Annotated in this window: 12 protein-coding genes; 3 read left to right on the forward strand and 9 right to left on the reverse strand. The window is 28.5% G+C overall.

The window, feature by feature from the left end:
- The first annotated feature begins 100 nt into the window (after positions 1-100).
- Both RBU61_RS15470 and RBU61_RS15475 read left to right on the forward strand, forming a co-directional pair.
- Complete coding sequence (locus tag RBU61_RS15470) at positions 101-1,486, forward strand: MBOAT family O-acyltransferase (protein WP_308876537.1); 1,386 nt, start codon at positions 101-103, stop codon at positions 1,484-1,486.
- A 10-nt stretch (positions 1,487-1,496) separates the two neighbouring features.
- Entirely contained in the window at positions 1,497-2,417 is a 921-nt protein-coding gene (locus RBU61_RS15475) for an SGNH/GDSL hydrolase family protein (protein WP_308876538.1), read from the forward strand.
- Between the two features lie 91 nt (positions 2,418-2,508).
- Here RBU61_RS15475 and RBU61_RS15480 read toward each other — a convergent pair whose 3' ends face one another.
- The gene (locus RBU61_RS15480; protein WP_308876539.1) at positions 2,509-3,675 is read right to left on the reverse strand and encodes an ATP-binding protein; all 1,167 of its coding nucleotides are present in this window, start codon (positions 3,673-3,675) and stop codon (positions 2,509-2,511) included.
- A gap of 211 nt (positions 3,676-3,886) precedes the next feature.
- Between RBU61_RS15480 and RBU61_RS15485 the strand changes: the two genes are divergently transcribed.
- Positions 3,887-4,885, forward strand: coding sequence for a stalk domain-containing protein (locus RBU61_RS15485; RefSeq protein ID WP_308876540.1), 999 nt, complete (start codon positions 3,887-3,889; stop codon positions 4,883-4,885).
- A gap of 106 nt (positions 4,886-4,991) precedes the next feature.
- Here RBU61_RS15485 and RBU61_RS15490 read toward each other — a convergent pair whose 3' ends face one another.
- The 8 genes from RBU61_RS15490 to wecB all read right to left on the reverse strand — a co-directional run bounded on the left by RBU61_RS15490 (position 4,992) and on the right by wecB (position 14,611).
- A complete protein-coding gene (locus RBU61_RS15490; protein ID WP_308876541.1) occupies positions 4,992-6,872 on the reverse strand; it encodes a nucleoside-diphosphate sugar epimerase/dehydratase in 1,881 nt (626 codons plus the stop codon).
- 326 nt (positions 6,873-7,198) lie between these two features.
- Complete coding sequence (locus tag RBU61_RS15495) at positions 7,199-7,675, reverse strand: VanZ family protein (RefSeq protein ID WP_308876542.1); 477 nt, start codon at positions 7,673-7,675, stop codon at positions 7,199-7,201.
- A gap of 24 nt (positions 7,676-7,699) precedes the next feature.
- Positions 7,700-9,253, reverse strand: a complete 1,554-nt coding sequence (gene murJ / locus RBU61_RS15500; protein ID WP_308876543.1) for a murein biosynthesis integral membrane protein MurJ — start codon at positions 9,251-9,253, stop codon at positions 7,700-7,702.
- 35 nt (positions 9,254-9,288) lie between these two features.
- Positions 9,289-9,681, reverse strand: a complete 393-nt coding sequence (tagD, locus tag RBU61_RS15505) for a glycerol-3-phosphate cytidylyltransferase (RefSeq protein WP_308876544.1) — start codon at positions 9,679-9,681, stop codon at positions 9,289-9,291.
- Between the two features lie 38 nt (positions 9,682-9,719).
- Positions 9,720-10,892, reverse strand: a complete 1,173-nt coding sequence (locus RBU61_RS15510) for a CDP-glycerol glycerophosphotransferase family protein (protein ID WP_308876545.1) — start codon at positions 10,890-10,892, stop codon at positions 9,720-9,722.
- Positions 10,893-11,249: 357 nt separating this feature from the next.
- On the reverse strand, positions 11,250-12,338 hold the full coding sequence (locus tag RBU61_RS15515; RefSeq protein ID WP_308876546.1) for an EpsG family protein: 1,089 nt from the start codon (positions 12,336-12,338) through the stop codon (positions 11,250-11,252).
- A 103-nt stretch (positions 12,339-12,441) separates the two neighbouring features.
- Complete coding sequence (locus RBU61_RS15520) at positions 12,442-13,485, reverse strand: hypothetical protein (RefSeq protein ID WP_308876547.1); 1,044 nt, start codon at positions 13,483-13,485, stop codon at positions 12,442-12,444.
- A gap of 1 nt (position 13,486) precedes the next feature.
- Positions 13,487-14,611: a non-hydrolyzing UDP-N-acetylglucosamine 2-epimerase gene (wecB, locus tag RBU61_RS15525; protein WP_308876548.1), complete on the reverse strand. Its 1,125-nt coding sequence runs from the start codon at positions 14,609-14,611 to the stop codon at positions 13,487-13,489.
- Position 14,612 lies beyond the last annotated feature (1 nt).

A 14,612-nucleotide genomic window follows, 5' to 3' on the forward strand; every position in this document is an offset into this window, starting at 1 on the left:
TAATATTAATGTCGAAAATAAAGAGAAATTAGGTGAAATCATGCTTTTTAATTCTTTACAATACTTAATATTTTTCCCCTTAGTAGTAGGTGGATATTTTTTGATTCCATATAGGTTTAGATGGGTTCTACTACTTATGGCTAGTTATTATTTCTATATGGCATGGAAACCAGTTTATATTGTCCTTATTGTAATCTCTACATTAATTAATTATTTTGCAGGATTAGTGATGGGAAAAACAGAAGATCAGAAAAAACGAAAGAAATACCTTATACTCTCTCTAGTATCTAACCTGTCTTTGTTGTTCCTATTTAAGTATTTTAATTTCTTTAATGCTTCAGCTAAAACTGTATTGGAATATTTAAATATTCCTTTCTATCTTCCACAATTTAAGCTATTGCTACCTATGGGTATATCATTTTATACATTCCAAACAATGAGTTATTCCATTGATGTGTACAGGGGTGTCATAGAACCAGAAAAACATCTTGGAATATTTGCATTATATGTGACATTCTTTCCACAATTAGTAGCAGGACCTATTGAAAGATCAGAAAACTTGTTGCCTCAGTTTAGAGAAAAGCATGACTTTGATTATGATTTAGTTACCAATGGTCTAAAGCTTATAGCTTGGGGATTATTTAAAAAAGTAGTTATAGCTGATAGAACAGCTATATTAGTCAATACAGTATATAATAATGTCCATGACTACACAGGATTTCCACTTATATTTGCTACCCTATTATTTGCGTTTCAAATATACTGTGACTTCTCAGGATATTCAGATATAGCCATTGGTTCAGCACAAGCCATGGGATATAGATTGATGGAAAACTTTAGAAGACCTTACTTTTCAAAGTCCATATCGGAATTTTGGAGAAGATGGCATATATCACTATCTACTTGGTTTAAGGATTATATCTATATACCACTAGGTGGAAATAGAGTATCTAAATGGAGATGGCAGCTAAATTTACTTGTTGTATTTTTAGTATCAGGACTATGGCATGGAGCTAGCTGGACCTTTGTTGCCTGGGGAGCAATCCATGGATTTTATCAGATGTTTTCCATATGGACATCTAATATAAGAAAGAGAATAGTAAAATTAACTGGATTAAATAAGATTCCTTTAATACACAAGATTTTACAAATAATTATAACATTTATATTAATATGTTTCGGATGGATATTCTTTAGAGCAAATAGTATGTCAGATGCAATCTATGTTATAAAAAATATGTTTACAGATATAGGTAATTCAGTACCAATAGATCAATTAGGATTAGATAGTTTCCAACTTAATGTAGCCTTTTTATCCATAGGACTAATGGAATTAGTTCATTTAATACAAGAAAAGAAAAGTGTTAGAGAAATCATATCTACTAAGCCAATTTGGATAAGATGGACCTTATACTATGTCTTAGTATTATGGATAATCCTTCTAGGCAGCTTTGGTTCTCAGGAATTTATCTATTTCCAATTTTAGAGGTGATTAGATGCTTCGATTTATAAAGAAAAGTATAGTATTTTTACTAGTCCTTTCTATAATGGTGGGATATGTAAATGCTAGATATAAACAAACAAATATATATAAGTCTATAAATGGAACAGACAAGTTTTATTATGTTCCACAAAATATAGACATAGGTAACCTTGGTACATCTCATGCCCAGTATGCCTTTGTATATGAGGACTTAGACCTAGTAGGCTTTAACTTTGCCCTACCTGCCCAGAGAGTTTACTATGATGAAAAGATTTTTGAAAAATATATAGAAAACTTTAAAGAAGGTTCTACAGTTATTATTCCCATATCCTATATATCCTTTTATTTAGGATATGATAATGAAAACTTTGAAGATTTTAATAAAATGTATTATCCATTTTTAAGTATTAAAGATATTAAGAAACCAAAGCTTAACGAATACTTAAAATATAAGGCATTACCTATAATTACAGCAGAATCAAATATTAAATATGCCTTTATAAAGGAAGAAAAGGCATATGAACCAAAACCAACCTATAGAGTCTCTACAATGCCTATAGATAAGATGAAAGAAGAAAGCAATGACACTGCTGGAAGGCATTTAGAGTTTATAGAAGAAGGTAGAAAAGACAAAGATAAATTTGTAGCCATTGTAGATGATATATTAGCTACAGCCATAAAAAATAATATAAAACCAGTAATTACAACTACACCCTTTACTATATACTATAATGAACATTTTTCAGAGGATTTCTATAAGGAATTTGAAGAAACAATAGATAAATTACTAGAGAAATATCCAGATGTAAAATACCTAGACTATTCCCATGACCCTAGGTTTGAAAATAGTCCAGAATATTTCTTTGACTCAAGCCATTTAAATTTAGAGGGTGGTAAGTTGTTTACAAAGATTATCCTTGAGGATATTAGATAATTTATGTAATTAATACAAACCGAAGGCTTAGGAACAGATAGGTTCCTAAGCCTTTTATATTGCAAGATTTATATATTTTTTTAAATATTACTTAATCTGGTCTATATATGGTTAGTACAAATTCTTCTCCTATTTCTTTTAACTCTGGTTCCCTTGCGCCAAGATTCTTCATGTTCTTTATAATCATTGGTATACCTCTACCTAATTGGTCAATATATCTTAGATTTTCCATATATTTTACTAAGAATGGATTTCTAGAATAGGATACTCCTATTTTCATCTTATCAATTGTAACAGTATTAGGTAATTTACCTGGACTATGAAACTCTATTCTATCTGAAAACATCAATACTCTTATTTTAGAACCAATTATACTGTAATTTCTGTGCACAACTGCATTAACTAAAGCTTCTCTAAGTACTAGAATTGGATATATTTCTTTTTCTTCTCTTACTGCACCTACAATAGTCGAAGGCGTTTTTATATTATTTTTTATTATTACTAAAGCTTGTTCTACTATATCTGGTAAATTTCCTACTATTTGTTTTTTATCTATTAGTTCTTCTGCTATGTCATTTCCTCTAAAATGTGCAAAACTAATACCACTTTGTGGTAGCTTATCTTCTACTCTTCTACCGAATATAAGTAATCCACCAACTGTGCATTCTTTAGTATTTATTCCTTCTTTTAATATATCTGCATTTACAAGAATTCTATCTACAGCTTCCTCAGTTTCTTCATATAAGTCAAACATATTATATTTTAAAAAATAATCTCTTATTAAATCCATGCTAATATCTTTTTTGGTAGTACCTTCAACCGGTGATATATCAAAATGTACTGCTCCACTAGCTTGAAATAGTCGCATTAATTCTTCTCTTGAAGCGATTCTCTTAGTTGTACCTACTCTAATATAATATTTGTTATCAACAGTATAATATGGTTTATTGATTCCCTTTGGAATTGTAAGAGCAACAACTTTCAATCCATTTATACTTATTTCTTTATATATTGGAATTATATTTGGTATACAGTTATTTCTACAAATATTCATTATTTTTTCTTCTATATCTTCAGTCAAAACACCTTTTATTATTCCATCATCTGATACACCAATTATTATTGTGCCACCTTCCATATTTGCAAATGAAACAATTTCTCCAGCGAGATCATTAGATTTTATTTTCTCCTCTTTGAATTCTATATAGGGATTTTCGCCTTTACTTATTATATCTATTAAATCTTGTTGGCTTAACATTTCATCGCCCCTTCTCAACTTTTTATTTATATATATTATATCACTAAATTAAATTTTTTAGTAATTCTTTCAAGTATAATCTCCTCTATACTTGAAAGTTCAAACTAATATAATTAGGTAATTTATGTAATTTTCCTTCCTTTTATTGAATATAAAGTTAAAAAATGATATTATTATAGTAAGACACTATATTAAATTAGGAGGGAGATTAATGTTTAGAAACAAAAAAACACAAAAGATCGTTTTAAGTACTTTGTTAGTATTTACGTTATTGAGTACAGTGGCTTTTGCAGCTAGTGGAGTATTTGATAAAAAGATTACTGCTACTCATGGTCGAATCAAATTAAGTTACCAAGGTGAAGATATTACTAAAGCAGTTGAAGAAAAGTATGGTACTCCAGCTTTTACTGTAAAAGAATATGATGGCAGAGCTTATGTGCCTGTTAGAGCTTTAGCTGATATTATGGGAGTAAGTGTTACATATGATAACTCAACTCATACAGCAAACTTTGTAGACTCTGAAAAGCTGGTAATGCAAAAACAACTTGAGTTAAAAGATCAAGAAATAGCAGCATTACAAGCAGAAAACAACAAGTTAAAAAATCAATCTAAAGAAGAAGAAAAAAAGGAAACTAAAACTGATATTAAAGAATTAGAAAAGAAACTAAATAAAGATTACGGAGTAGTAGATGATGTTAATTTTGATATATCTTTAAAAGAAACTAGCAGTAGAATTACAGCTACTATAACTATAGATACTAGAGATTACTATGAAAGCAATGCTTGGAGAAAAATGAGAGTAGCTGACAAAAAATCCTTAATGGAAGATATAGCTGAAGACATTAGCAAAGTATTTAAGAACCATAAGGTAGAAGGTAGTATCTACGATAATTATCAAAGATATACATTATATACCTTTACTACGAATAACAATGGTAAAGTTTCAGTTAGTGATAGGGATTATGGCTATGACTCTGACTATGGTTATGGGGACTATAGAGATGTAGAACGATATTTACAAGAGGACTTAGATTATGCAGGTTTCCGTAATGCAACCGTAAGAGCTAGTAACGAAAGTAGTTCAACTGTATATGTTAGAATCACTCTTGGTTATAGTCCTAGTAGTGAGGATAGACGTGATATAAGTGATATAATATCTAGAATTGAAAGAGAACTAAATATCCGTATTGATGCTGATATATCTTATTAAAAAGTCGGTCTGACAGGAAATATATAGATAATTTATAAAAGTGAATAAAATAAATTTCAGCGACCATTTTGGTCGCTGTTTTTATATGGATGATAGGAATCATCAACTATATTTCAGACTTAGCCAATTTCTTATCATCATTATGATTTTCTTCATTATTCTCCCTATAGTTAGGCACTATTGTTTTAACATAATTTTTTATATCTTCATCTGTGCCTATCTTTATAATTCTATTAGCTGATTCCAATAGCCTTAAGAGCAATTTGTAGTCGGTAAAGGTTGGTTTCCCTATAAATATCTTATCGTGCTTAGTGGCAGATAGTCCTTCCTCATCGAGCAGTAACTCTTCAAATAATTTCTCTCCAGGTCTAAGGCCTGTGATCACAATAGGTATATCTACATCTGGCTCAAATCCAGATAGCCTAATAAGGTCTTTAGCTAAATCTATTATCCTTACAGGCTCTCCCATATCCAGTATAAAAATCTCACCACCATTGGCCATAGCCCCAGCCTGAATAACTAATTGTACTGCCTCTGGAATAGTCATAAAATATCTAATTACATCTTTATGAGTAACAGTAACAGGTCCACCTTCAGCAATTTGCTTTTTAAATAAAGGAATTACACTGCCATTGCTACCTAATACATTACCAAATCTTACAGCTACAAAATCTGTCTTGCTAACACTATTCATAGATTGAATAATCATTTCGCACATTCTTTTACTAGCACCCATAATATTTGTAGGATTTACAGCCTTATCTGTTGATATCATAACAAACTTGTCCACACCAGCTTTATCGGCAGCTTGGGCTAAATTTAATGTACCAAATACATTGTTTTTGATTGCTTCCTTTGGGCTATCTTCCATCAAAGGTACATGCTTGTGGGCCGCAGCATGAAATACAACCTGTGGCTTCTCATTGTTCATCAATTCAACTATCCTATCCTTGTCTCTTATGGAAGCAATAACTGTCCTTAAATTTAAATCTTTATGCTTTCTTAGGAGTTCATTTTGTATATCATAAGCATTGTTTTCATATATATCTAGGATAACTAATTTCTTTGGACTAAAGTTTGCAATCTGCCTACAGAGTTCAGACCCAATAGAACCTCCTCCACCTGTTACTAATACAGTCTTGTTAGTTATGTAAGAGCTAATTTCCTTTAAATCAGTTTTTATTTCTTCCCTACCTAAAAGATCTTCAATATCTACTTCTCTAATATTCTTGATACTAACCTTACCATCTATTAATTCAAACATACCAGGTACAATTTTTAGCTTAGCCTTTGTAGTCTTTGAAATTTCAACTATATCTCTTATTTCTTTCTTAGATGCAGAAGGCATAGCAATTATAATTTCATCAATTTTAAGCTTTTCAGCCACTGTTGGAATATCTATTCTTTTCCCAACTACTTGGACTCCATTTATCATCTGCCCCTGTTTCTTTTCACTATCATCAATAATGGCAACTGGTTTACTGTTTAGCTGAGTATGATTCTTGTATTCCCTAATAACCATAGCTCCAGCATCTCCCCCACCAATTATCATTATTTTCTTTTGATTATCTCTATTAAGTATTCCACCACCAATGCTATTTACTGCTCTGGAACTAAATCTAATTCCTCCTATGAGAACCATATCAAGTAAAGTTGCTAATATGTAAATACTTCTAGGCAAATTAGATTGCATAATAAACATATAGCTAAGTATGGCAGCATTAGATACTATGCTAGCTACTACAATATTTATCAATTCCTCAATACTAGCATATTTCCATACAGATTTATATAATTTGAAATATAGAAATATAACTAGTTTAATTACTGTAATATAAATAAAATGCTCCTTATATTTTGTAAAATATTCTAGGAACTGAGTCCCTACTATATCTCCTTCAAATCTAATATATAAAGATAAGATATATGATATGTTTATAAGTATAGTGTCTAGAATAAATAATATGAAAGATCTTTTTTTTCCCATAACGTTTCCCCTTTTTTGCAAAATATATATTGCTTCTTTTACTTTATTATAACAAAACTGGGATAATATTGCCATAACAAACTCCTATGTCTTTTCAACTATCCAGTAATGGAAAAGCATCGAACTTTCTAGCACCAATGCTTTCATATAGCTAGATCATTTGTTAAACCCCAACACTCTTTTACAGTTCCGCAGATAACAAGAATTGCCTCACCTATTTATTATTTGAAGTGAAAATTACTAAGATAAAAAACTGTAGTTATAGGAATCCTTTTTTCCTAACCACAGCTCTTTTATAGTAAACGTATTTATTCATAAACCTAGTTTTACTTTTTTTCTTGCATAGTATTTTGGGCTGATTCTTTATTCTTATTTATCATCTTATATGCAATAATTCCGGTGATAGATCCAGCACTATCAATAAATACATCCTTAACTTGCCCACCTCTTCCAGGAACAAATAGTTGATGTACCTCATCACTTATAGCATATAATACACATACAAGTATTCCTAATCCTATACTCTTAAGCCCAGTTATACCACTACTTTTTAATCCATTTATCACCAATATTCCTAAGATCAGATATGCAAAAAAATGAGCATTCTTTCTTATAATATGATTAACTCGTCCTAAATTAAAATCCTTATCAGAATCTATCCTTTCTACTACTTCTATTAATTTTTCTGTTATTCCTGTACTTAATTTATTTGATTTCGCAACTGGTTGATGTGATAAATAAAATATCAAAGTCATCCACAATATTACCAGTAGCCAAGAAATCTTTTTTCTCGCATTTATCATCTGTCCACCCACCAATCACATTATCTAGAATAGTCTAAACCTTTCTCTAATCCTATCCACCATATCCCTTACCTCATCAATCCTAAATAAATAACACAATACTCCATAGACTATCACTGCAAGCCCTACTGCAACTAATAATGACACTAAATTATATAATTTAGATGCTCCTAAAATACCATATAATACATAATATACTATATATGCCACTAATCCCATTATTACAGAGGCTAGTCCAGTTTTGAGGAATGTTATCATATATTCCTTAGTACCTAATGAACCTATTTTCTTTTTTAAGCCATATAATAGCATAATAGTAGCTATTGTTATAGCTATACTTGTAGCCAATGCTAATCCTGCGTGAGCCATATATTTAACTAATATAAGGTTTAAAACTATATTAAATCCTACAGAAATAGCACCATTAATCATTGGAGTTTTTGTATCTTGTAAGGAATAGTATACCCTAGTTACAAGTAACCTCAATGCTGAAGCCACAAGTCCTATGGAATAAAATATAAGGGCCTGTGAAGTCATTAAAGTAGCTGTAGCATCAAATTCTCCTCTTTGAAAAGCAATTTCAACTATTGGTTTAGCTAATACAATCATTCCTACTGTGGCAGGTACGGTAATTAATAATATAAGATTAATCCCATAACCCATGGTACTTTTAACCCCATCTATATTCTCATTATTGGCCTCCTTGGACAGTACTGGAAATATTACAGTAGTTATAGCTGATATAAATACACCTAGCACAAGTCCGTTTAGCTTATTGGCATAGTTTAGGGCTGATATACTGCCTAAAACTAGACTAGATGCTAATGTTCTATCAACTATAGCATTTAAGTCATTGATGGCTACACCTATTAATATTGGTAAACTAAGATATAGGGCTTTCCTTATATATTTATCTTTTATATCAAATATAAATTTATACCTAAATCCAGATGCTCTAGCCTCTGGAATCTGCACTAACAGTTGCGAAAACACAGCAACTACTCGAGTAACCATTAATCCCTTTATTCCAAATATGGAAGATAAGAATAAAAGAAAAAATATATTTACAAAGTTGTATGGAAACCCTATAATAGCAGTAGCATTAAATTTTTGCTCTGATTGAAGATATCCTGTCATTACACCTATAACTCCACTAAATAAAATCATGGGTAAACCTATTCTAGTTAATTTAACAGCTAAATCAAACTGTTCATCTTCAAAGCCAGAAGCTAATAATTTCACTAACATCGGAGTGCCTAATAAAGCTACTACTGTTAAGATTAAAGATACAAAAAATATAATATTAATCATATTATTTGTATGCTCTATCTTACCTTTTTTCCCCTCTTTAGATTCAACTTCTGAAATAACAGGAATGAATGTTGTATTTATAGCATTTTGTAAAAATCCCCCTATAAGTGCAGAAGCGGATAAAGCAATAAAAAAGGTATCTGTTTCCATACCAGAACCAAACTTTGCTGCTATAAGAACTTCTCGAATAAACCCTAGGAATTTACTTCCTAGGGAAAATATTATTATTATTAATGCAGATTTTGCTGTTTTATTTGATTTATTCATACTTATACTCCTACTTATTTATACTATGGTCTTTTTTATAAATTGTACCCTAACTCTTCCTTAATTTTTGTAGTAGATATTTCAGGAGTTCTAGATAAATATATTACTTCACAATGATCTTTTAAAAAATCAAATTTTCCTTCCCAATCATCACCTATAACGAAAGTATCTACTTTAAATTCTACGATATCGTCTACTTTTTGGTCCCATGAGTTTTCTGGTATAACCAAATCAACATATCTTATTGACTCAACAAGTTTTTTTCTTTCTTCGTATGAAAAATAACACTTCTTACCTTTTATTTCATTAAATTCATTTGTAGATATAGCTACCATTAAGTAATCTCCTAATTCTTTTGCTCGTTTTAATAAGTTTATATGCCCATAATGTAATAAATCAAAAGTTCCATAAGTAATTATTTTCTTCATTGCCTCCACCTCTATTCAGATTAAAATTTCCAATTAAATTACATTCCTAAGAACTCAATAATTCTTTTAGTACTATTACCATCTTTATATTTATTAGCTAAATCATTTATAGCCTTTCTTTCAGTATAGAACTTGTCTCTGTTTTCTTTTATGCCAGTTATAAATATAATTAGTTCTTCTAAGTTAGTAATTTTGTCTCCTGGCATAATCTCTAAAGGACTGTCTACGACAAACCCACGCTTGTCTCTATAACAATCAAAATCATCTATTGTGAATCCTATAGGTTTCATAGTTAATAAAAAATCAAAATATACAGATGAATAATCAGTTAATAATGCATCCACTTCAGTAAATAATTGATAAAACTCTATTTTATTTTGCTGTAAATCATGATTCTTAATAATTTTAATATTACTATGTATACCATGAAATATTTCTAAATCTAATTGAAATGGATGTGGCTTAATAATCAGCAAAATATTAGCATTCAAAAGGTAATCATTTAATAATCCAATATTGTCTAAATCTAATATTGGGAATTCCTTGTTAGATTCATTATTTTTTTCACCATTTATACTCTCTCTCCAAGTAGGTACCCATAAAATAATCTTAGAATATTCCCCTTTCATTATATTAATACTATCTAAAGTATTTTCTTCTTTAAATATAATATCATTTCTTGGATAACCTAGCACTATACATTGTTCTTCATTTGCTCCAAAAGATTTCTTAACAATTTCTTTAAAAAAATCTGAAACACACAGAATAAAATCAAAAGAATCTTCATATTTCCATAACTTATTAAATCTAGATTTGCTAGCTAAATATCCAATATTCTTTAGTGGAGAACCATGCATTGTATCCACAATAATCTGGTCTCTGGCAGACTTGAAAATCTTAATCCCATCACCCCTATAAGAATAGAATATATATTTAGACCTCATTTGTTTCCACAGTGCAAATATTGGGTTTTTTATAAAAATAATATTGCTATAAGATTCATTAACTGTGTCAGTATAATAATAAATGTTGTATCTTTTACCATTATCATTATGGGCTAAATAATCTGAAATAGCCCATACATTATCTTTTTTAAATTTTTTATCAAATATAAAAATATATTCTTTGTTTTTGGGAATTACATAATTGAAAAATGTTAATATGTAATATTGAAATCTCATAAAAATAAACCTACAAATTTTAGAAATCATTTTCAATACTCCTTCTTTTAAAGTTAATCCTATCTCTATTATTAAGATATCTAATAATTGGTTATAATTATTTTTACAACTTTATATATACATTTATTTCAATTATTTTTATAAAATTTAGCTTTATATTGATAACTCAAATAAAAGTATTCTTAGATTATCTTTCCTAGAAGACAAATTCAAAATAAATTAATTATATTTTTAAACAATTCATATTATTAAATCCAAATTTAAAGATATTATAGACCTCCTATCTATTCTCTCCTATAATAATTCTACTAATATAGGTTTCTATCCCTATAATATTATTGGAGAATAAATATAAGTTTAAAAATATTTGAAGATATTAATTTATATTTAAATGCTTTTATAAAATAAAGTATAAGGTATATATGCTTTTTGTCCAATATTTATAGTATAAAAAAACATAAAAATACATAACAAATAAAATAAAAATTTAAGTATAATTCTAATCTGTTTATATTTAAATAAATTTATAATATCTGGTAAAAGAATTAATGAATATATTGTTCCATATAAAGATAATCTATGTCCCATAGTACCTTGTTTATAAAAAGTTAGGTAAACACATAAACCAATAAAATAACTATTAAAATACATATTACTTGCATTTGATTTACTAGTAATTTGGTTTTTAAATATAATTGAAACTATCCCTATAAACACCAAGAGTATTATAGCTTTGGTACCTGCCTGTGAACTTGCTAAATCTGTATAAACTGCATATTTGGGAACAAACTTGAGAATTAATTGATTTAATATATTGCTAAATAATGGTGCTAACATTAAAATCAAGAAATAAGCACTTTTTTTAAAATTTATATTTTTAAAAAAATAAAATGGTAGTGCAATAATAGCAGATTTATGAAATAAACTTGCTATTATAACCATCAAAATATATCTTATGAGTTTCTTATTTTCTATATATTTAAAACCATAAAATGTTATTGCAATAGCAGTATAATTTCTAATTACACTTAATGAATTTAAAAAGAATAAAGGAAAAGTAACAAATAAAAAAAAGCTAATCCAGTAATCTTTACTGTATCTTTTTATGGTTGACATTATTAAACATATAGATATTATTGAATTAATTATAAAATAAATTTGTGGGATGTTAAAATTTCTTGCTAGATTTATTAAAAATATCGTCAAATATTCTTGATTTAACATTATATTTGTAATTCTTCCAAATGCTATAGTTTCATAATATGCCATGTAATCCCAACCAACGTCATATCTTAGAGAAGATAAAAGGATTAATAATAATATAGCAAAATTTAAAGAAATACTAAACTTTCGCCGAATAAGGCTAATGTTATTATCTGGTTTATTTATAATTATACTGTTTACTCTTAGTTGATTAATTTCATATGTACTCATAAGTAAAATCAATATAATTATAAATATAATATATACTGTCATAAAAATCATCCTAGTTCTAATATTTTTTCTTCCAGCTTTTTGTTTATATATTTTAATAATAAATGCAATACATATTGTAATAGCATATTACAATTTATTCCAATTAGTTGATGAGAAAATCTGTGAATTTTTCAATAAATGTCATATTTTCTTTCAAAACCTTATTTAAAAATATTATTCTGCCTTTATTATATTCATCAATGTTAATTCTCGATAAATAATTCAACAATTTTTGCTCCATGCTATCATACGAGTTAATTACTAGTCCTAAGTTATACATATTTATTACTTCAGATATATGTGTTCCTGATATTGCCACCATAGGTCTACCATATAATGCTGAATTGTAAAGTCTGTTAGATAAACAAGTTTTATCATTAATATTTTTATTATATAAAATCATATTTATTAAATCAGCTTGAATATAAAGTTCTGATTCCTCTGATTTCTCATATCTATCATAAATCTCCACATTGCCAATATTGTATTCCTTAATATATTCTTCTAACTTATTGTTGATAGTCCCTTGACCATGAAATTTTAATAAAAATTTACTCGACCCTTTTAAAGAATTAATAAAATCCCTATTTTCTTGGAAATTTGCTAATGCTCCTATGTATGATATGCTAATCTCTTTCTTGTTATAAATTTTCGGTTCAATTAATCTATCTATACTTCTTATATTTGTATTATGATTTACTATGTATTTGTCTGATATTGGCAGCCATTCTTTATATGCAGGAGATGATATTGTAACAAATGATGATGTTTCGATAGTTTTTATAGGATTGAATATCTTTAAAATCTTATTATAGTCTCTAATATCTATAATATAATTCCCTATAAATTTTTTTTGTAATATCTCCTTTAAAAAAAAAGATAGTTGAATACCGAAGACAATTATTTTGTCATATTTTACAGAATTTAAATGCTTAATAATAAATTTTTTATACTTATAGTAGTCGAAGAAATTTCTTTGATGTCCAACCTTATTATCTCTATAGCTAAATTCTGATATTTCTTCAATTCCAAATCGGTCCCAATTAATAATATTATAATCTATATCTCTTTCCTTTAAAAGGGGTTCATAATTCTTTACATAGGGCATATATAACATATTAGATGGACAGATTAAAACTATCTTCATCTTACTCACCCCAAATCACTCTATTCACATAATCAGTATAAGATAGAATTATTCTTAGCACCTTATCCGATACATTTGGCATACTATAATCTCCAACTAATCTTAAAATATCTTTTTCTTGAGTTTCTAAAACTTCAAGTCCTTGAAGTATTCTTTCTTTTTTAAGTCCTACCATCATTACAGATGCTTCTTCCATTGCTTCTGGTCTCTCGTGAGCTTGTCTAATATTTAATGCTCTAAATCGAAGGATTGATGATTCTTCACTGATTGTTCCACTATCACTAAGTACTGCTTTTGCTTTTGTCTGAAGTTTTACATAATCATTAAATCCTAATGGCTTTAGAGTTTGTATTAATGGATTAAATTCTATTCCTTTAGCTTCTATCATCTTTCTTGTTCTTGGATGTGTACTTACTATAATTGGTAGCTGATATTTTTCTGCTACAGCGTTCAGACTATCTACTAAGTCTAAAAAATTCTCTTCTGAATTTATATTCTCCTCTCTATGGGCTGACACAACAAAGTATTTTCCTTCTTCTAAATTTAATCTTTCTAGTACACCTGATTTCTCAATATCATCTCTTCTTGAATCAAGAACTTCAAACATAGGGCTTCCTGTTTTAATGATTCTATCTGCTGATAGCCCTTCTTTTAATAAATATTCTCTTGCAATATCACTATAAGTTAAATTAATATCTGCTATATGATCTACTATTTTTCTATTAGTTTCTTCTGGTACTCTTTGATCAAAGCATCTATTTCCAGCTTCCATATGGAATATTGGTATATGTTTTCTCTTAGCTGCTATGGTACAAAGGCAGCTATTGGTATCTCCAAGTACTAAAAACGCATCTGGCTTTACTTCATCTAATATTGGATCTATTTTTACTAGGATATTCCCTATGGTTTCTACTGCTGTTCCTACAGCTGCATTAAGAAAGTAATCAGGTTTCTTTAATTTAAAGTCATTGAAGAATACTTCATTTAGTTCATAATCATAGTTTTGACCTGTATGTACTAATACATGGTCTATTGCTTCTGATTCTTCTAATTTATTTATTACAGCTGACAGTCTTATAATCTCTGGTCTAGTGCCTACTACCGTCATCACTTTTAGTCTTTTCATT

The organism is Tissierella sp. MB52-C2 (assembly GCF_030931715.1).
GTDB lineage: Bacteria > Bacillota > Clostridia > Tissierellales > Tissierellaceae > Tissierella.